Here is a 21,301-nt window from a genome sequence, read left to right as displayed (position 1 = left end):
ATGAGTATTAAAATAGGAAATGAAGAGTTTACAGAGTTTAACGATCTTTATGATGATCCTAGTTTCGTGAGCGATTCAGAGAGGGCCGAAATTGAGTTTGAGGTGGCCCTTATCGGTAAACTGATTGAAGCCCGTGAAAAAAGTGGAATGTCTCAAAAGAAGCTTGCTGATTTAACTGGTTTAAAACAACCGGCTATTGCACGCTTAGAAAACCTTAAGGCAATTCCAAAAATTGATACCCTGTTTAAACTCCTTGATCCATTGGGTTATACTTTGGCTATTGTTCCCAAAGAAAAACGAAGAAAAACAGACTGAAGGTGACCGAGGTCCCCTATAGTCAAGGACCACTTAACTTAAGCAAAACGCAAACGGGCGATCAATGATCGCCCCTACGGGTTATAATATCGGGGAATGGTAGAATTAACGAGTTAAAATTGGTTGACCGTTTAGGTTGGCTGTGTAAATTTTACGGCTTCAATCATGTCGTCGAGTTGGGTGATGGTCTCGGCTTGAGAAAGGACGTAATCACTTTTCGGCAGATACATGAAAAAATCGTCAAACAGCTCGATGATGCTTTTTTCTTTAATTTCAATGGCTTTGAAAATAACCTCTTCGGCATCGTCATAATGCAGAACCAGGCGAATGGCATCATCGGTCTGCAAAATTTCGAAAAATCCATAATTTGCTTTCAACTTATCGGACATGGCGTAGGCCGTGATCGCACCGTTTACGAGATCATCCCTGGTTTTTTCCAGAAACATCAAGCCTTCTTCCGGGGTAAACGGATGACACATATCAGGGGGAAAGAAAATACATTGGCCAAAGACAAAGCCGCGGAGATAATCTAATGAAAAATAGGTGGTGATGGCAGACTTGTCTTTTTGATACTGGACATAAGTGGATATGATGGCCTCCAGCAAAAATTCATAGTGCGGCAGCTGTTTATTGGCCTTGGATTCAATCAGCTCTCTGGTAAAATAGACACCAATGGCCGGCAGGGCATTCATAAATTGTTTCGGCACCCGGACCTGGTCCAGCCCGAAAATTTTGTATAAATTCCGGCTCTCGATAATAAATGAACCGGTCGTTTCCAGCAGACTGGAAAAATCATCGCCATAGAGTTCATGAATGTCGGGATTGTCATACACAATCAGCCGTTTAAAATCGGATGAAATGGTCAGGGTCCGGTCCGAGGTTAGAATATAGTAAGGAAACAGGGCACTATGTTCGAGTTCACCACTTTCAGAATAATAGAGATAGTTGGATTGGTAGGCCACGTTTTTTAAAACCGAAATTGAAATAACCGATTTCAGTGTTGTCAGGTAGTACGCGGTGGTTGATCCGTTGCTGACTTTAGGCAGGTGAATCACATCCTCTAAAATAAGATGTTTTTTATTACCGATCATTTGCTGAAAAATGTGGTCATAAACTGGTTCTTTTTCACCGCGGATAAACATGCGGAGATGGGGCTCATCGGTATCGAACAGCTCCCGGTCGATGGTACGACAAATGGTTTCCAGCACGGCTGTTTCGTCGGTTATGATTGTGCGGATGAGCGCATGGCCATCGTTGCGGTGGGGTGGTTCATTTTTGGACATTTCTTTGGAAAACTGGATGCCCTGTTCGGTCAGTTCAGTGATGGTTTCAATCAGGGCGATGATCTTTTTTCGGTTATCAACGCGTTGGGCACCCCATTTTTCAATTTCATACAGCTCAAGCAGTGCTTCTTTTTCAGCCGATGATAACCGAAGGGCGACACACAATTTTCTGAAGAATTCTTTTGTGGGCAAACGTTCCCCGGATTTGATCCGCTGGAGGGTGGTGCGGTCTAAATTTCCGATTTTGGCTAAAGACTGTATCGTTTCACCGCTTTCATCAATCAGGCTTTTAATTTCTTCACTGAATTTTGTCATAGCATGCTCCTCTATTCGTTTTGATCAGTTTCTCAAATCAATTACGCAATGTTCTGGCATTATCTTTTTCTGATTATAACACATTTTATTTTTTTAGGATAATGATACTCGAAATAAAAAGACCGCAGCGACTTGATTGTCGCTGCGGTCTTTTTTTCTGGGTTAAAATGTTTTGCTAAACGTTTCGCTGATTAGAACCGGTTGGCTAATTTTATCTCAGCTGAAACTGGTTAATCTGCTCTTTTAACATAATGGCTTGACCGGACAGTTCTTCGCTGGCGGCAGCGCTTTGTTCAGCTGTGGCGGAGTTCTGCTGAACCACTTGAGCAACCTGTTCGACCCCCATGTTGATCTGGGCAATTCCGGTGGCCTGTTCATTGGAAGATGTGGCAATATTGCCAATCAAATTGGCAACTTGACTAATACCAGTGACGATTTCATCCAGCGCTCCAGCAGTATCATCGGCAATCTTGGTACCTTCCTGAACCTTACTGATTGAACCTTCGATTAATCCGGTTGTTTCTTTGGCGGCATCGGCACTGCGGGCGGCCAGCGTTCGGACTTCTTCGGCAACGACGGCAAAACCTTTGCCATGCTGCCCGGCCCGAGCGGCTTCCACCGCAGCATTGAGGGCTAAGATATTGGTTTGGAAGGCAATATCGTCGATCACCTTAATGATTTTGGAAATATCGGCCGAAGACTTATTAATTTCGACCATGGATTGCTGCATTTGCGTCATCTGATGATTGCCATTTTCAGCATTTTCCATGACATCCGTAGCCAATTCTCGGGCTTTGTTTGCATCAACGGCATTGTTTTTGGTCTGATCGGCAATTTCTGCGATGGACGCGGTTAATTCCTGAATGGAACTGGCCTGCTCGGTGGAACCCTGAGCCAGCGACTGACTGCTGTCGGATACCTGATTGGCCCCAACATTGACCTGCTCAGCGGCATTGTTGATATCCCCCAATAGAGAATTGAGCTTTAAAATAATTGCGTTAAGGGAAATGGAAATGGTATTGAAATCGCCTATATAAGCTGGGACTTCCTCAATATTGAGATTACCATTGCCAATTTCTTCAGTGACTGCCGAAATTTCGGTCACTACGGTTCTAAAACGGCTCCCCATCGTATTGACTGAGGATTTCAATTCTTCGAAACTGCCTTGATAAGAACCGTCCACGGAGACGTTCAAGTTTCCTTCGGACATGGCATTCATGACGGTCACGACTTCTTTAATTGGTTTGGAAATTTTTTCAAGAATGCCATTCATCCCTTTGATCAGCTTTTGCCAGGATCCATCAAACTTTGTTTCATCAGCCCGGGTATTTAACTCGCCTTTAATCCCTGCTCGTGTAAGTAGGGTGGCATCTTCGATGAGCTCGCCAATTGAATCTTTTACGCCGACCAAATTCTTTTCGATGGTCATAAACAGTTCGTGGGTTTCATTGGTGTATTCATTGGGTTCCTGAATATCATTATTAAAATTCAGGTCTCCAGCTGATAGTTTTCCTAAATTTTCTTCTAAACGAATAACTTCTTTTTTCGTGTAATGGGCAACACTTTCGAAAGGTGTCGTATCATGAGATGTTTCAAGGAAACCGATGGTTTCGCCGCTTTTATTGATAACCGGCGTTGTGTCCATGCGATAGTAGCGGTCTCTGAATTCAAAGGGATATTCAATTCTGCCGCTTTTTTTGGAGGCGGTTACGCCGCAATTTTCAGTGTTGCACATCTGTAAATTACAGTCGGAACAGCTTCGGCCATACATATCTTCCCGGTGTTCGGCCGTTCCGGTTTTCTTCATCAAATCGCCCAGGATTTTATTGAGAAAGGTAATCTTTGAATCATTATTCACGACGGTGACACGGTAAGGCATCGCATCGAGGATGGCCTGAAAGAAATCTCTTTTATTGGAGATTGTTTCGATGGCCCGATTGACCTGGGCAATGGCGGTTTTGTAATCGCCGTTGAAATCATTTTCCCGGCTCTTGTTAAGATAATCTTCTTGCTCCGCAAGTTCTGGCATCATCACCAGATAATCGCGAACGTTTACCATTGATTGCTGTAAGCTCAGCAGGCTGTTTCCCATCAGATCGGCTTTCGATATTGGACTGATGACCTGGGATAGATCGCCTTCCGCGATCTTTTTAGCAATGTCGGCCTGGACTCTCATGGCCGCTGCGATTTCAGACAAAGCAAAACCTAATTCTCCCAACTGATCTTGCGATTTTTTAACGTCGAATGCCGCTTCAATTTCACCATCGGCAAGACAATGGGCAACTTTTGTAAGTCTGGATATTTTGTTGGAGGCATCCTTCATTCCCAGTACAATCACGCCAATGATTAAAACTAATCCGATGGTATCGATGAGTATCATGTTGCTCTGATCCACAACAATCATTGAAATGCCGACGGTTACTAAAAAAATCAAAGCAACAGGCAGAACAACCGTGATCAGGATCTTCGACAACAAACTTTTTTCATGCTTCATTTGTTTCTCCTCTTTAAATTTTCTATATAAATACAATTAAATCATATTGTTGTTTCTTCCTCACCACTTTTCCCTGAAAGATTATACCGCTGATCTACTTTTAATAGATGCTGTTACTCTTCACAGCAGGGGTATTCAATCAAATCTGTCTATTTATATACGACATTATATATGATATGTTTAGTAAACTCAATCTTATTTTTGGTTTTGTAAATACAATCACAAAATAGCATATTTGTGGGATATCTTTATTTCATGGTAGAACTCCACCCTGGCGCAAGTAAAACATTGCCAAAACACCTAAGAAGGTGTAAAATTTACCATAAATAGGTTCTTAATAAAATCCTATGTTGTCAGAATTATCAAAAATTATAAACGGAGGATTTAAATGTGAAAAAAATTACAGTTAGTATTTTATCATCAGTGTTGATGCTTTCAATGATCTTTTCAACAAGTGCTTTTGCTGCTGCTGATGAAACTCAAACATCGGCAGTAGCTTCGGGAATACTCACGAATGGGGCAGCGACTGAAGCCACCAGTAATATGGGTGTTCAATATCGGGCCCATATTCAGGATGTTGGGGATTACCCAACCGACGGCACCTGGGTTACCGGACCGACGCAAATAGGTACACCAGGCCTAAGCAGAAGAATTGAAGGAGTAGAACTTCAGTTGACTGGAGATATTCCGGCTGGCGCCAAAATTGTTTATAATCTTCATGTCCAGGATTATGGCTGGCTGGGGAATATCGATGACCCAACGACTTGGCAGGAAGGCCCTAATTTTGCAGGCACAAGAGCTGAAAGCAAGCGTATTGAAGCGATTCAGATTGAATTGCTTTATGCGGACGGCACCAAACTGGATGGCTACAGCGTACAATACAGTGGACATGTTCAAAATATTGGGGATGTAGCTGCGGTTGCCGATGGTCAAAAGCTTGGTACAGTAGGCGCCAGCCAACGGTTAGAATGCTTGAAAGTTCAGATTGTCCAGACAACCAGTTTAGCAGCTTATAATACCGCTTTGGCGGCAGTAAAAGAAGCGGATTATACCACGGCTTCCTGGTCTGCCTATCAGAAAGTGGTAACCGCTAATGTTGTCTCGCTGGCAAATACCCAGGCGAAGGTTGATGTTGCCACGGCTGCAATTACGGCCGCGCAGAAAGATCTGGTTAAATTATCGAACCTGACAGCATACAATAAAGCAACCGCGGCTATCACAGAAGATCAGGTAAAATCGGGTTGGACGGCATATAAGGCAGTTTTAGATGCCAATGTGGTAACCAATCAGAATACCCAAAAAGCAGTGGATGATGCAACGGCAAAAATTGTAGCCGCGCAGAAAAACCTTGATTTATATGCCAATATGACTGAGTTTAATAAGGCCATCAACTTATATGTAACATATGGTGCGGATGCTGCCAATGCTCCTTATACAGAGGCAACATGGAATACCTACACAACGCAGTGCGAATTATACGGAACCCTAAAAGATGGCGTGTGGGGGTATGACGTTATTTCGAAAGACAGTACCCAGCCAACTGTTGATGCCGCAACAACCTATATCAACAGTGCGGTCGCTAAATTGGTGAAGACCACTGATTTAACGGCATTCAATGCCGCAAAGGCGATTAAAATAACCGATGGGCCTTACACCACCGCTTCGTTTGATACTTATGCCAAGGATCCGGTGGTCGTCTATCTTAATGGCCTGACATCGAATGCCCTGAAAAGTTCGACTCAGGCAGTGGTTGATAGTTATACCGATACCATCATCAGCCTGCAAAAGAAAATACTGGTATTGGGTTCAGATATTACCAAATACAATGAAGCGCTTGCGCTGGTAAAACAGGCTGATTACACGACGGTTTCCTGGTCAACTTACCAGACCGTGGTTTCGACCAATACGGTTACTGCCAACAATGCCCAGGCCGTGGTTGATGCCGCAACGGCCACCGTTTTAACGGCTCAAAATAATTTGATTTATTCAGCCGCCTATGTGGTTGCAAAGGGAAATATCAATAGCGCAAGTTTTGAAGTACAAAGTGTTAATGATAATATTCTAACACGTGCCAAAGAATTGATGACGGCGAATGAACTGGATACCAGCAAGTATCTGATGACCTTTACCCGTGTCGATACAACCGGCACCGCTGTTATCAATCCGACAACGGGTCTGATTACCAATGTTGGGACCGGCACCGCGACGGTAACCTTTACCATCACACCGGTTGATGGTTCGGCAGCAGCAACGACAGCAAATGTGGTATTGGTGCTGAGCTGATTCAAAATGAAAGCTAGTATCTATGAATACCGTTGCCCGCCCCTACGGTCATTATCAATCATATTTTGTAGGGGCGATTATTAATCGCCGGTGGACGCACGAACAATAATATAGCAGTACCAAAAAAAGATCAGTGAAAGCTGGTCTTTTTTTGGTACTACCAGCAGTAACGAAAATATACGACAGACAGAGAAAACGGAATATAGGTAAATCGTTGCAAAAAGCTAAAGAAAAGTGTAAAATTGACGATATAAATATTGATCATATAAATTGTTTGGAAATTGCTGATAATGAGAAATTTACAAAAAATAGATGATTCAGAATTAAAGAATGAAAAAAAGAAAAAGAAGGAGAGGAACTTTATCATGAAAAAATCGGTTACTTCGATTTTAGTGGCGTTTTTTTTGTTTTCGATAGTGTTGCCAACAAGTGCATGGGCACAAATGGAACAAGTAGTTACCGCATCAACAATAGGGGTTGAATATCGAGGGCATGTGCAAGATTATGGCGATAGCCCAACTGATGGTAGTTGGGTTCAAAGTGACAATCAATTAGGAACAACTGGCGAAAGTAAAAGAATTGAAGGATTTTCTATTCGATTGACAGGAACGATTCCGGCAGGTGCGAGCATCCGTTATAATGTTCATATTGAGAATGAAGGATGGCAGAATAATCCAGATAATATAACAAATACATATAATTGGAAAAAAGATGGTGATTTTGCCGGTTCAGAAGGAAAAAGCCAACGGGTTGAAGCAATTGAAATTGTATTAGTAGATGCCTATGGTAATAAATTGCCGGACTATTCAGTACAATATATGGTACACGGCGAAAATTATGGCTGGAATCAAGGGTGGAAAGCTGATGGCGAATTAGCCGGAACAGTTGGTCAAAGCTTACGACTTGAAAGCATTAAAATTAAAGTGGTGGAAACGAACGTGGAATTGGCAGCTTATAAAGCTGCTTTGGTGGTCGTAAATAAAGATAATTATACCGTTGACAGCTGGGCTGTTTATCAGAAGGTAGTGGATGCCAATGTGATGACTGGAGATAATACAAAGGACGAAATAAAAGCTGCTACCGCAAAGATTGTTGCCGCTCAGCGGCAACTGGCAAGAAGTAAAAATTTAGCAGCTTATAATACGGCTTTAACTGCGGCAAAGGAAGCAGATTATACTCCCGACACCTGGGCTGTTTATCAAGTAGTGGTCGATAACAACGTGGTGTCGCTTGATAATACGCAGACGGAAATTGATGCGGCGACGGCAGAAATTCTGCTGGCGCAGAAGGATTTGCAGAAGAAAGTTAATATAACGGAGTATTACAGTGTTTTGGGGGCCGTAAGGGAAGCAGATTATACAGCGGATTCCTGGGCTGCTTATCAAAAAATAGTGGCTGCCAATGTGGTCTCGGAAGCAAACACCCAGGTGGATGTAGATGCGGCGACGGCAAAAATCATTGCCGGGCAAAAAAACATGGTCAAAAAATTTGATTTTAGAGCCTATAATGCCCTTTTGGACGCGGTTAAGGAAGAAAATTATACGACGGTTAGCTGGGGTCTCTACCAGTTAGCGGTGGATGCTAATGTAATGACGGAAAATGACACGCAAACAGCCATTGAAACGGCGATTAAAAACATAAAAGCAGTTCAGATAAAACTGGTTAAAGCGGGGGATGTATCGACTTATAACCTGGTTGTGGCAGCGGCTAATAAAACGGATTATACAACCGTCTCATGGGCAATTTATCAAAAGGTGCTTGATGTCAACAAAGTCACAAAAAACAACACTCAGACTGAAATTGATGCCGCCACCACAAAAATATTGGCAGCCCAGCCGAAACTGGTGCCAATCGGTGATATGACGGATTATACGGCTGCCCTTGCAAAGGCAAAAAAAGCAGAAAATACCTCAGCATCCTGGGCCATCTATCAGAAAGTCCTTGATGCCAATATCGTGACAGCGGCCAGCGGCCAGACGGCGATTGATGCGGCGACGGCAAAAATAGTGGCGGCTCAACCAAAGCTGGTGCCGCTGGGAAGTACAGCGATTTATCTAGCCACCTTGGCGGCGTATAGTAATAAGGAAGCTAGTTATACATCAGCATCATGGACTGCTTATCAGAATGTACTAAAAGCTAATGTGGTGACTGGCGATAGCGGACAAATCCTTATCGATGCGGCCGTGGCAAAAATAAAAATCGCTCAAAATTTGTTGGTACCGACAGGAATTTTAACCGATTATAATGCGGCGCTGAATAACGTGAAGGAAGCGGATTATACATCGGCATCCTGGGCTGTTTATCAAAAAGTAGTGGCAGCCAATGTGATGACCAACGATAATAGCCAGGATCAAATTAAAACGGCTGTGAAAAATATCTTGGCGGCTCAGGCTCCGACTAAATTGGTGAAGAGAGGGACGAATTTTGACGCTTATACTGAGATCCTAGCTAAAGCTCCTGAACAGGATTATACGGTGGCAACATGGACACCATACAAAAAGGTGCTTCTGGCTAACCTGATGAATAAAGATAACTCCCAGGTTCAAATTGATGCAGCTGTGCTTAAAATACAGGCGGCTCAGTTTAATCTGGTAAAAAAAGGTGTGACAACAGCATATGATACCGCTTTGGCGGATCCACTTTATAAATTGGTTGATGATTGGACGACAAAATCCTGGGCGACTTATCAAACCGCGTTGATTGCCAATGCTGTGACGACAGAAGATACCCAGTCCAAAATTGATGGTGCGACAAAAAATATAAAGGCTGCTCAACTACAGCTGGTTAAGGGCGCTGATTTGGAGGCATATATCTATATTCGCGATAAATATAAAGGAAGAGAAGCTGAATTTACAGCTAAATCCTGGGCAGATTATGTAGCCGTCCTTTACGCTAATCAGGTGACAAAAGATAATACACAAATTGATGTAAATACGGCGAAAAATAATATTGCTCTGGCCCAGGGAAAACTGGTATCTTCAACCGATTTAGCTAATTTCAAAGCAGCTATTTCGACCTATCAGGATAATCTTAAAACGAAAACAACAGACTATGTTGGGGATATTGCCAAACTGGCCACTGCCGATTCCTGGGCGGCATACGCAACCTGGGTCGAACTTTACGCAAGCTTTAATGCTGCCGGGGATTGGACGCCCACCAGCACAGATGTTACCGTGCTAACACCTCAGAGTGAAGTTGATGAAAAGACGAACAGGATTTTGGCTGCACGGGAGGCGTTAGTGCCGTCAGTAGCAGCAAATCTTGATTACACTGGGTATAAGGAAGCGCGTGTATATTATTCTGAAGGATATCGACAGATATATACGGTAACTTCATTTAACGATTATTGGTCAGTGTGTAATGAATTTACAATTGATGTACCGATTCTGGCAAATCAGGTTACCATAAACGAGTATACAAAAGCGATTAATGGCGTTAAAACTGGCCTTATTCTGCGGGCAAAAACGGCGACAATAAATGCATTCAACAATGAAGTGGTGAAATATTCTCCGCTTAATACAAATCAAAAAAATAATGTTTATAATTTAACAAATTGGAGTGCTTACAAAGATGCTTACGATAAGCTATCGCTAAATAAGACTTGGGATCCTTTAAACAATGGCGAATTGGAATATGCAGCAGCAACAAGGACACTGCAGGACGCGAGACTGGCTTTAGTTTATGCATCAGATTATACAGTCGCACCGGATGAGAATATTTATATTAACACTACCAATGTTGGCGTACAAACTGGAACTACCAATATTGTTACGGCGATTACGAATTATTTGACTGGGCAAGGGTTTGATATGACGCAATATAAAGTCACCTTCACTAGAAAAGCGAGTGATAGCGGTCTTGCTGCTATTAGCGCAACTGGGGATGTGACAACTATCGGCAAAGCAACAGTCACTTTTACCATTACACCTAGTGGCGCGGATGCTACACCGATTGTCACTAAAGAAGTAACATTGACAATTAGCTAAGAATGATGAAACCGGGAACAGGAGGGAACTACCCTCCTGTTTCGTTTCAACCCAATGAAAAAGGCTGATTTCCAAATCTGGAAATCAGCCTTTTTTGCGGGCGGGTATTACCCGCCCCTATGGTATGATGATTAATGATATTGATGTGATCTTAATTGCGTCCAACGTTCTTAATTGCGTCCAACGTTCTTAATTGCGTCCAACGTTCTTAATTGCGACAAATGTTCTTAATTCCGGCCAACGATCTTGATTGCGACAAATGTTTTTGATTGCGTCCAACACGTTGTAGGGGCGATCCATGATCGCCCGTGGGGTAGGCGCATCAACTGCTGACAAATGGCGTCTCGGTTGAACCGGGTGCGGCGCTGCCCTTTGGCAAAATCTGAATGCGGATGGCCTCTAATCGGTAAGACAGTCCTTGGGTGCCGGCGCTTTCACCATTTTTGGTCCAGCCCAGCCAACCGAAATTTTCGGCGTGAACCTGGTAGTAGATATCAAATAAATCAGCATCGGAACCGGTCAGTTTAATTTTAATCGCTTCCAGTCGAAGGCTTTTTCCTGAGGTACCGCTGAGGATTCCGTTGGCTACCCAGTCCTGCCAGCCGATATCCTGGATTTGGGTTTGGTATGTTACCCCCAAATTGTAGCCATCGTTTTGGGGATTGATTTCAATGCCTTCCAGTCGGAGCGATTGGCCCGAGGTGCCGCTGGTTGCTCCGTCGGCTTTCCAGTCCTGCCAGCCCACATCTTGAATATGAGTCCGGTAGGTGATGGAACTGGTATCGGGTAGGGCTGCTAGGGCTTTGTCGAGTTGGATCAGGCCGTAGCCGTAATAATCATCTTTTCCGGCGGTGCCGAAATCCAGCGCGGTACTTTCCAGAACGTTTTCCACTTTAGCACTGGTCAAACTGGAATCGGCAGCCATTAAGACGGCACAGGCTCCGGCCACAACAGGGCTGGAAAAGGAAGTGCCGGATACCAATTTGTAATCTCCGCTAAAGCTGGTGGTGTATACCGCATCGCCGGGGGCACATAAATCGACTTGGTCATTGTGTTGGGAATAACTGGCAATGGTGTCAGCGCTGGTGGTTGCGCCTACCGAGATGACATCAGCGTAAGAGGCGGGATAGGCATCTTTTCCAGCATCGATATTCCCGATTTTCCCCTGATTTCCGGAAGCAGCGACTAAAACCTTCCCGGCGCTGGCGGCGTCAGCCACGGCCATTTCCAAAGCACTGGAGGGATCATAAGTGCAAAAACTCATGTTGATGACCTTAATGTCGGAGCGGTTTGCCGCATCGTATAAGGCGGCACAAATACTGGCGATACTTAAATTGGTATCCCCTTCATAAGTTCCCCCGGCCCGGTAAGGAGCAATTTTTATATTGGCGGTTCCGGCAATGCCGGCAATACCGATGCCATTATTGGCGGTGGCGGCAATGCAGCCGCTGACCGCGGTGCCATGACCAGCCACGTCTTTCATGGTGGTGGTTTTATCAACATAGTCATATCCTGCCACAGTATTCCCGACAATATCCGGGTGCGCGGTGTTGAGACCGGTGTCGATAACAGCAACAACAACAGGGTCTGCGTTGTTGATCTGATTCCAGGTTGTGCCGGCGCCGATGCGTTCAAACTGCCAAGCGGTGCCGAGATCCGGATCGTTGGGGAGGTCGGCAGTCTGGATATACCGATTCTTTTCAGCCACCAGTACATTGGGGTTGGCGGCTAACGCGGTAACCATAGAATCCACGTTGACGGCATCATTGACTTCAATGACGTCCACTCGCGGAGATAATGATTCTCCGCCTTTAATTTCCTGAGTTGTCAGCCCAAGATTTTGGACACTGGCATCATTATCTTTATAGATGACAGTGATTTCCTGGTCGATATTTGAACTTTTGTCAATATTCGCCACTTCGTCCAGGCTTTGGACAAGCATGGTGCTGTTGACTGCCTGAACTGTAGTTGCACTTTCCGCTAGTACCCCTAGGGGGCAGGATGTTCCAATCAAAACAATCATTAACAAAAAAACGATTGAATTTTTGAATTTCACGGGATGGTCCTTTCTGGTTTGTGTGTATGCGCTTATTATAATACATCAGGCGGTTAAAAACATTAAAAATTTTGAATAAATTTGGACCGGAAGATGATTTGTTTGCTTTTTTAAAACGAATGTCTAAAATTGCTGCTTTGCAAATCTGAATGTTGCAATATTACCCCATATAGACTTGTATATGCACATGCGATAACAGTTATATTGTAATTATATTGAAATAAATGCACGTTTGACTTATAATAATGATTAGATAGTGTAGCATCTATAAATTCAGCTAATATAAAGAAGATCGATGCCGATAAAGTATAAAAGAATATAAATTAAAATAGGATAGACGGAATGTTATCATTTTAGAAAGAGAGCGGGAGAATGAAAAAAAGATTAAAAAAAGGGATTTGTTTGCTTGTCAGTATTCTGATGGTGATTACCAGTATGCCAATGGGGGTACTGGCGCAAGAGGCGACTACTTCATCTTCCCCGATTGTGAACAGTGCAAGCCCCGGTGCGGATAGTGCTAAAACGGCTGAGGTGAGTGCTCCGGCAAATACGGCAGCGAGTCCAAAGAATGCCGTCACCACTGAGGAAGAAACTCAGAGCTTAGGACCGACGACGGAGACAACGGTGACGCCGCAAGCAGATGAAATGGTTCAAACAGCTGATGTTATCGAAACAATGGCAACGGAAACTGACGGCGCTTATTCGTTTGAAGTTGATGCTGATGGCAATGCGGTTATTACCGCATATAATGGCATCGCTACGATCTTGACGGTACCGGAAACATTGACAACGGCAGACGGCTTTGAGAAGATGGTCACGACGATCGGCGCCGGTGCCTTTAACGGCTGTTCCACTTTGACAAAAGTGGTCCTGCCGTCCTCACTGACCACCATTGAGTCGGTTTTAAAAACCGGTACGTTTGCAGGCTGCAGCAGCCTGACAGAAGTCACGATTCCTGCAAATGTTTCAAAGCTGGGGCCGGATATCTTCTATAATCTGGCTGGTCCGGTAAAGATAGATGGAGTTGCTAAATCTTTTGCGGAAGGCTATGTTTCAGAATACGATAATCTTACCTTTTCAGAAGATAAAACCCTTTTTTACATCAATAATTTTGCCACCACGGTGGCATCTGGTGGGAATATTGGAACGGCCATTCCCTTGACGGCTTCAGCAGCTGGCGGCACCGGAACGGTAACATACAAGTTTTATTGTGATTTAGTTGATAACAATAGCATTAAAACTACCATTCCGATTCTGGATTGGTCAGCCGCCGCAACGGCTTCTTTTACACCCATAACAGCCGGTATTTACACCTTCTACGTTGAAGCGAAAGACGGGGCCGGAAAGACCTGTATAAAAACAATTAATGATTATAAGGTGATCAATACCCCGACCACGGAACTTTCAATTAGTAAAGCGTCACCGCAATATATCGATAGCTCGATTGTATTGACGGCCGGCGTAAAAACTGGCACCGGCACCGGTGCGATCACTTACGAGTTTTCTTCCCAACTGGGATCGACCAAGAAAGTGATTCAGGCCTTTTCAGCGGTGAATACTTGTTCGGTTCTGACTGGAACGCCGGGTGTTTATACATATTATGTAACGGCAAAAGACAGCCAGGGCCTGACAAATACGGCAACTATTACCAATTATAGTATTATTGACCGTTTGAACATTACGAGTTTTACGGCCGATAAGGTTGCTCCCCAGGAGCTGGGGACGGCACTTAAACTGACGGCCGTGGCTGCCGGTGGCAAAACCACCTGTCAGTATCATTTTTACTACACCTTTAATGCTAATACAACACCAATCGATATTCAGGATTATTCAGAAAATGCCAGCGCTGTGTTTACGCCTAAAGAGGCGGGAGACTACAAAATTTATGTGGATGCCATGAATGCCAGCGGAATACCAACGGATCCCCAAAGTATTGATTTTAAAATCGTGGATACCCCGGAAATCGGCAGCTTTACAGCTACAACAGCAGATGACAAGCCGTTTTACAAGGGTGATACAAGTCACCCAATAACGCTTACTGCCGATGCAATAACTGGCGGAACCGAACCATACACATATGCATTTTCTTATACCGTGGGAACGGGAACCGTAAAAAAACCGATTACTTCTACTGTCGGACTAAAGACCACGACTTTTGAACCTTCCGAAGCGGGGACCTATACTTTTTATGTTGACGTGAAGGATTATACAAATACGGTCACCGCGACTAAAACCGTTAGCAATTATGTGGTTTACGAACCCCTGGGAGGAACCCTAACCACGGATAAGGGTTCGCTGCAGAATAAAGAAACGACGGTCAAGCTGACAGCGGCGGGAAGCAGTGGGAAAGCGCCATATACCTACGAGTTTTCTTATATAGCACCAGACAATACCAAAATACCTATCGGAACAGATTCAGCCAGTAAAACGGCCAGTGTGCTCTTGAATGATGCTGGTGATTATAGTTTACACGTGACCATCACCGATGCGAATAAAGTTGAAAAAGACGTAACGATTCCCTATGTTATTCAGGACAATCCGGTGATAACCGATTTAAAAACAGATCGGGATGCGGAGATCGGGCATTATGCTAATGATGCGATTACAGTAACACCTAAAGTTGAGGGTGGAACAGGACCGTATACCTATGTATTTACTTACAAGATAGGAACAAAAATAATGGCAACGTCCACCAAAACGGCCGCTTCGGCTGCTGCTGCCGTTACCGATACCTATACCCCAAACACGGCCGGAACCTATACCTTCGAGGTGAAAGTAACGGATAATAACGGACTGTCTTCAACAAAGTCAATCACATCGTACAAAGTGTTGACGGCGCTGACGGCAAAAACCTTGAAATTGGATAAAGCCTCGGGCCAGAATATTGGAACCGCCATCAAACTCACTGCGACGGCTAACGGCGGGAAAGGGCCGTACACCTATTGTTTCTATTATACATTGGATGGTGGTGTTGTTAAAAAAGATCTTTCCGGTGGTACATTTACGGGGGTATTCGGCACATCGAGTACGGCCGCTTTTACTCCGACCGCAGCCGGGATTTATACCCTTTATGTGGATATCAAAGATGCCAATGGGAAACTTGCAACACAGGGAAAAGTTGAAAATTATAAGGTTGTCAATGCACCGGTGATCAAGGCGTTTTTGGGAGCTAAAACTCTGGGTGAAACAGCAACGACTGCGCTTTACAGTGGCGACACGATTAAATTGACAGCTAAAACTGAGGATAACAGCGGAGAAAAACCACTGACCTATCGATTTTATTATAAGCTGGGATCAAGTGAATTCCCGATCAAGACGGTAACAAATACCAATCGGGTAGCCAACGAAGAAGTGGCCGTCGATTTTGTCTTGCCGGCCGCCGGAACCTATACTTTATTTGTGGAGGTATCGGATGGGACATCAAAAGATGTTGCAAATCTTGTCAGTTACAAGGTATTGCCAGGGGTGAGTGCCAAAGCGGTTAAATTGAGCAAAACAACCGGGTTGATTGCCGGCGATACGGTCAAACTTACAGCCACAGCAGCCGGTGGAAAAGCACCTTATACCTACCAGTTTTACGTCAAGGAATCTGCTGCTTCAAGTTATACACTGATTGGAACAGCCACAACAGCAAACACAATTAGCTATACATTGCCGGCTGCCGGAACCGATACTTTTTATGTAAAAATTACGGATGCGAATAAGGTTGAAAGCGGGAACACAACGACAAAGGAAACACCGTTGCTATCATCCGCCAGTGCGGCGGTGAGTGTTGCAAATCCCCCGGTAATCAGTGATAAGGGCTATACAAAAACGGGATCAACTGGAACGACTCTTTATGCTGGCGATATCCTTAAATTGACCGCCAAAACAACCGATAATACCGGAGAGGGAAACCTGACCTATCGTTTTTATTATAAGGTGGGGTCGGTAGAAACGCTAATTTATACCGATACTAAAACCGCCAGGGGAACCGCTGAAGAATCAACAGCTGATTTCAAATTGCCGGGAGCCGGAACCTATACTGTTTTTGTGGAGGTAAAAGATGCAAAAGGCTCAAAAGATACCGAACAAATTGCCAGCTGCAAGGTATTGGGTGATATCTCAGTCAACACGGTTAAAGTCAGCAAAACGACCGGTTTGATCGTAGGTGATACGGTAAAACTTACAGCAACCGGAGCCGGTGGAAAAACGCCTTATAGCTATCAGTTTTATTATAAGGAAGCTGCAGATTCAACGTACACACCGATTGGAACCATCGTGAAAACAAATTCAATCAGTTTTGTGCCAAAAGCAGCGGGCACCTATACTTTTTATGTGGCAATGATAGATGCCAATGGTATAAAGAGCAGCAATAGCCAAACAATCATCAGTGACCCCGTTACAGTAGGCAATCCACCGGTGATAGAAAGCTTAATTGCCAGTCCGGTAAAAGGTGGCCCGGTTTATGAGGGCGGGCAAGTTGTATTAACAGCCAAGATGAAAACAGGCAGCGGAGTAGGACCTCTGACCTATACTTTTTCATATATGTCGGGTTCTACAATAACAAATATTGATGCTTCAAAAGTTGTCGGAAACGTGGCAACATTTACTATTGAAGCGGCCGGAACGTATACGCTTCGGGTTACTGTATCCGACGGTACCTCGGAGGCTACCCAAACAATCACCGGCTATAAGGTATTGACTGGGGTTTCTGCTAAGAGTTTAAAGGCAGATAAACTATCCGGACAGAATATTGGAACCACTATTAAACTGACAGCTGTGGCCAGCGGAGGAAAAGCGCCTTATACATATGAGTTCTATTCAATTAATGAAAATACTGTTGAAAATATCATCCAGAAATATTCAACGTCTAAGACAGCGAATTTCAAACCAACTGAAGGCGGAGCCTATAACCTCTATGTACGAGTCAAAGATGCCAATGGAACAGTCTGTACCAATGATAAAGATGTTGGCATTTCGGATTACAAGGTGACGGATAATCCCATCATCAAGGACTTTTCAACGAGTCGGCCAGCTGGTCAAACTTCCATGTATGTGGATACTGAAATCGGCTTGACCGCGACGGTAACGGGAGGTGCGACACCCTATCATTATGTGTTTTCCTATAAACTGGGTACCGGGGCACCGGTAACGCTTGATAACACCGATGGCGATAACACGGCAACCTTTAAACCGACCGCACCGGGAAGCTATACCCTTTCGGTAGCGGTGACGGATAAGGATAATAACCCCAACCCTGCGACAACGAAGGAAATTAAGTCGTTCACCGTTATCGCTAAGCCCACGGTGAAAAGTTTTACCGTCAGCAAAACTTCAGTAGTAAAAGGCAGTAAAGTTACGTTAAGCAGTGCCGTAACCGGAGGGCAATCGCCATATACGTATGAATTCTCTTACAAAAAACCGGGTGATACCGACAAGACGATTATCCGAGCGTATTCGGCCACAAGTTCCTATACATGGACTCCGGATACCGCTGGTACCTACACCTTGACGGTAGGAATTAAGGACAAATACGGAACGGAGACGACTAAAGATACGACATTAACCGTAACTGAAAAATAGCCCACAGCATGTTGTAAAAAAACGCCAGAAAGGACAAGAGATATTTCTCTTGTCCTTTCTGGCGTTAGGGTGCTGTTATTTTGTTTGACTAATTGTACTTGGATAAAACCCTCCCGGCAATGCGAACGGTATCGTATTCGTTTGGCAGAATCGGCGGGTATTTGGGATTGAAGGAAATAAACTGTTGATCCCGGTATTGTTTGATATAGCCTTCGCTGTTGATGACAATGATGCCCACATCCCCTTCGTTCAGATGGGCGGTCGGTTCCACAAAGACGATGTCGCCGTTGTAAAAGGCCGGCTCCATGCTGTCCCCGGAAACCCGGACGGCGTATTTGGCGGCCGCCGGCGTGGTGCCAGAGAAAAAAGACTGAAACTCATACTGGTCGGAGTCCAGATAGCTGCCAATTCCCGCCGAGGCGGGGAGCAGATAAAGGGGCAGCTCCCGCATCGGTTCAGCGGCCTTTTTCAGATTGCGATCTTTTTCATACTGGAGCAGCTGAGCAAGATTTTCATATAAAAGGGCTTGACCGTCGGTTGATAATTGCCGGTATAAGGTCATCATTCGGATTTCCGCTTCGGAATACCGGGCTTGTTCTCGGTTTTGCTGGGGCGCTAACTCTAGTTGATAATCCAGGGCAGCCACCACGGCGTTCAGGGTTTCATATTTGGGGTTTTTGGTTTCACCGGATAATAATTTATGGATCGTCGGCAGGGGAATGCCGGACTTTTCGGATAATTCATGAGCAGTCAGTTTTGACTGCTTTTTTAGGGTCTTGATTTTTTCAGTAATCATTGTCTTCACCTCGGCTTTATTATAAAGGATGATGGTAGAAATTTCAATAAAAATAATCATAAACGGTTAAAATTTCAGTTTAAGATTGACAACTTATCATAAATGGGTATATTATTAAAGAAAATATCACAAATGATGATAAGGTGAGAGACAGGAAGATAAACGTTATGCATTTTATACAATGCGTGTCATACCGTAGGGGCGGACCTTGCCCGCCCGGAAACGTAGGTATTAAAAAGAAACGTTTAGCGGGCGATCATGGATCGCCCCTACAGTAGGGGCGGATCTTGCCCGCCATGGAGAAGGTGAAAAAATGGAGCGTGTTATTTTACACTGCGATATGAACAGTTTTTATGCCAGTGTGGAATGCCTGTATCATCCGGAGCTGGCCGGGCTTCCGGTGGCGGTTGGCGGAAATCCCGAAAAACGGCATGGCATTATTCTGGCCAAGAATCAGCTGGCCAAAGAAACCGGAATCAAAACTGGCGAAACCATCGGAGCGGCCCGGGGAAAATGTCCCAATCTGGTGGTGCTGCTTCCCAATTATGCTCATTATCTGCGGTTTTCGCGCTTGGCCAGAAAAATTTATTACAGCTATTCGGATCGGGTGGAACCCTTCGGTTTGGATGAGGCCTGGATCGATGTGACCAGCAGTGTCGGTTTATATGGCAGCGGGGAAGAAATCGCCCGGGAAATAAGCCTGCGAATTCAGGATGAACTGGGGATAACGGTATCCATCGGGGTATCCTGGAACAAAATATTTGCCAAATTTGGTTCGGATTACAAAAAACCCAACGCCATTACGGTGATTGATCGGGATAATTATCAGCGGATCGTCTGGGAACAGGAAGCGGGAGATTTGCTCTATGTGGGGCGGTCAACCAAAAAAAAGCTGATGAAATACGGCATTTATACCATCGGTCAGGTGGCCGGGACCTCGATTGATTTTCTGGTTCTTCAATTCGGGAAAATGGGCGCGGTTTTATGGCGGTTTGCCAACGGCCTGGATGACAGCCCGGTGAAATGTTTTGATGAAAATTACAACGGCAATGAACGGGTTATCAAGAGCATCGGCAACAGCATCACCACACCTCGGGATCTGAAGAACCTGGCGGATGTGAAGCTGATTATTTATATGCTGACCGAGAGCGTCGCCATGCGCCTGCGGGAAACCGGCTGTTTCTGTCAGACGGTGGCCATCCATGTCCGCAACAAGGAGTTGGAAAGTTTCACCAGACAGATCAAAATGGATAAGCCGACGGACTTGACTAACGAGATCGCTGAGGCGGCGATCCAGTTGTTTGTGCAAAGTTATGATTTCAGCTCGGATATCCGTTCATTGGGGGTACGGGCGGCAGATTTAGTGCCGGATACGGTTCCGATACAGCTTGATGTCTTTGGCCGGGAGGAGGAAAGAATCCGCCAGGCCCGTTTGGATACAACCCTTGACGGTCTGCGGAAACGATTCGGCAATCTATCGGTGCGACGAGCGGTTACATTGGGGGATAACATGAGCGGTTTGGATCCTAAAAAGGATCATATCATTCATCCGGTGGGCTATTTTTAAAGGAGAGAAAAGATAATGCTGACAAAAAAATATGTTCAGGTGATTGCAAAATTTGAAGAAAACGGAGCGATGATTCCTTTGCAGGTGCTGTGGGAGGACGGTCGGGTATTTGAAATTGACCGGGTTTTAGACCGGCGGCCCGGGGTTTCGCTAAAGGTGGGCGGTCAGGGGATCCGTTATATCTGCCGGATTTTAAGCAAAGAGGTCTGTCTCTATTATGAGGAGCCCCGGTGGTTTGTGGAAAGCAAAGCATGAGTGGTGGGCGGATTAATTCCGCTTCATAAGGGCGAGCCTCAGGGACCTGATTTTGCTTCGTAGGGGCGATCATCAGGGTATTGATTTTGCTTCGTAGGGGCGATCCATGATCGCCCGTCAACGTATGTAAGAAAGATTGACATTGGCGGGCGATTGGGAATCGCCCCTACAGGATGATGAATGAGGATATCTGCGCGATTGTCAGGGTATTTATTTTGTTTTGTAGGGGCGATCCATGATCGCCCGTGGACGTTTGCATGAAAGATTGACATTGGCGGGCGATTGGGAATCGCCCCTACAGGATGATGAATGAGGATATCTGCGCGATTGTCAGGGTATTTATTTTGCTTTGTAGGGGCGATCCATGATCGCCCGTGGACGTATGG

The 21,301-nt window shown here is 44.8% G+C and carries 11 protein-coding genes; 6 read left to right on the top strand and 5 right to left on the bottom strand.

Annotated elements, in window-relative coordinates; translation table 11 throughout:
- Window positions 1-315: a helix-turn-helix domain-containing protein gene (locus FZC40_RS14830; RefSeq protein WP_148605757.1), complete on the top strand. Its 315-nt coding sequence runs from the start codon at window positions 1-3 to the stop codon at window positions 313-315.
- Window positions 316-446: 131 nt separating this feature from the next.
- Here the strand turns inward: FZC40_RS14830 and FZC40_RS14825 are convergent, their stop codons facing one another.
- Together FZC40_RS14825 and FZC40_RS14820 are read right to left on the bottom strand one after the other, a co-directional pair.
- Window positions 447-1,913 (bottom strand): helix-turn-helix domain-containing protein, encoded by a 1,467-nt coding sequence (locus tag FZC40_RS14825; protein WP_148605755.1) that lies wholly within the window; start codon window positions 1,911-1,913, stop codon window positions 447-449.
- Window positions 1,914-2,124: 211 nt separating this feature from the next.
- Complete coding sequence (locus tag FZC40_RS14820; protein ID WP_148605753.1) at window positions 2,125-4,407, bottom strand: methyl-accepting chemotaxis protein; 2,283 nt, start codon at window positions 4,405-4,407, stop codon at window positions 2,125-2,127.
- A 390-nt stretch (window positions 4,408-4,797) separates the two neighbouring features.
- Between FZC40_RS14820 and FZC40_RS14815 the strand changes: the two genes are divergently transcribed.
- Both FZC40_RS14815 and FZC40_RS14810 read left to right on the top strand, forming a co-directional pair.
- A complete protein-coding gene (locus FZC40_RS14815) occupies window positions 4,798-6,690 on the top strand; it encodes a hypothetical protein (protein ID WP_148605751.1) in 1,893 nt (630 codons plus the stop codon).
- Between the two features lie 365 nt (window positions 6,691-7,055).
- Window positions 7,056-10,676, top strand: a complete 3,621-nt coding sequence (locus FZC40_RS14810; protein ID WP_186843759.1) for a hypothetical protein — start codon at window positions 7,056-7,058, stop codon at window positions 10,674-10,676.
- Window positions 10,677-10,998: 322 nt separating this feature from the next.
- Here the strand turns inward: FZC40_RS14810 and FZC40_RS14805 are convergent, their stop codons facing one another.
- On the bottom strand, window positions 10,999-12,732 hold the full coding sequence (locus FZC40_RS14805) for a S8 family serine peptidase (protein ID WP_148605749.1): 1,734 nt from the start codon (window positions 12,730-12,732) through the stop codon (window positions 10,999-11,001).
- A 372-nt stretch (window positions 12,733-13,104) separates the two neighbouring features.
- Between FZC40_RS14805 and FZC40_RS14800 the strand changes: the two genes are divergently transcribed.
- Window positions 13,105-18,297 carry a triple tyrosine motif-containing protein gene (locus FZC40_RS14800; protein WP_148605748.1) on the top strand — a complete coding sequence of 1,731 codons (5,193 nt, stop codon included), beginning with the start codon at window positions 13,105-13,107 and terminating at the stop codon, window positions 18,295-18,297.
- Between the two features lie 88 nt (window positions 18,298-18,385).
- Here FZC40_RS14800 and FZC40_RS14795 read toward each other — a convergent pair whose 3' ends face one another.
- Window positions 18,386-19,153, bottom strand: a complete 768-nt coding sequence (locus FZC40_RS14795) for a S24 family peptidase (RefSeq protein ID WP_148605747.1) — start codon at window positions 19,151-19,153, stop codon at window positions 18,386-18,388.
- Between the two features lie 253 nt (window positions 19,154-19,406).
- Here FZC40_RS14795 and FZC40_RS14790 point away from each other — a divergent pair, with 253 nt between their 5' ends.
- Window positions 19,407-20,660 carry a Y-family DNA polymerase gene (locus tag FZC40_RS14790; RefSeq protein ID WP_148605745.1) on the top strand — a complete coding sequence of 418 codons (1,254 nt, stop codon included), beginning with the start codon at window positions 19,407-19,409 and terminating at the stop codon, window positions 20,658-20,660.
- A gap of 15 nt (window positions 20,661-20,675) precedes the next feature.
- Window positions 20,676-20,915, top strand: a complete 240-nt coding sequence (locus FZC40_RS14785; RefSeq protein ID WP_186843760.1) for a hypothetical protein — start codon at window positions 20,676-20,678, stop codon at window positions 20,913-20,915.
- A gap of 38 nt (window positions 20,916-20,953) precedes the next feature.
- Here the strand turns inward: FZC40_RS14785 and FZC40_RS17315 are convergent.
- A partial coding sequence (locus FZC40_RS17315) for a hypothetical protein (RefSeq protein WP_207706736.1) occupies window positions 20,954-21,301 on the bottom strand: 348 nt, incomplete at its 5' end.

It is taken from the genome of Acetobacterium tundrae (assembly GCF_008086615.1).
In the GTDB taxonomy this organism is placed as follows: Bacteria; Bacillota; Clostridia; order Eubacteriales; family Eubacteriaceae; genus Acetobacterium; species Acetobacterium tundrae.
The sequence above is the reverse complement of the archived record's forward strand: the minus strand, read 5'-3'. Positions and strand labels throughout refer to the sequence as shown.

What these genes read in the sequence shown, in the direction of transcription:
- FZC40_RS14800 (WP_148605748.1), top strand. Translation starts at nt 13,105, where the DNA reads ATGAAAAAAAGATTAAAAAAAGGGATTTGTTTGCTTGTCAGTATTCTG.
- FZC40_RS14785 (WP_186843760.1), top strand. Translation starts at nt 20,676, where the DNA reads ATGCTGACAAAAAAATATGTTCAGGTGATTGCAAAATTTGAAGAAAAC.
- FZC40_RS14820 (WP_148605753.1), bottom strand. Translation starts at nt 4,407, where the DNA reads ATGAAGCATGAAAAAAGTTTGTTGTCGAAGATCCTGATCACGGTTGTT.
- FZC40_RS14825 (WP_148605755.1), bottom strand. Translation starts at nt 1,913, where the DNA reads ATGACAAAATTCAGTGAAGAAATTAAAAGCCTGATTGATGAAAGCGGT.
- FZC40_RS14810 (WP_186843759.1), top strand. Translation starts at nt 7,056, where the DNA reads ATGAAAAAATCGGTTACTTCGATTTTAGTGGCGTTTTTTTTGTTTTCG.
- FZC40_RS14795 (WP_148605747.1), bottom strand. Translation starts at nt 19,153, where the DNA reads ATGATTATTTTTATTGAAATTTCTACCATCATCCTTTATAATAAAGCC.
- FZC40_RS14830 (WP_148605757.1), top strand. Translation starts at nt 1, where the DNA reads ATGAGTATTAAAATAGGAAATGAAGAGTTTACAGAGTTTAACGATCTT.
- FZC40_RS14790 (WP_148605745.1), top strand. Translation starts at nt 19,407, where the DNA reads ATGGAGCGTGTTATTTTACACTGCGATATGAACAGTTTTTATGCCAGT.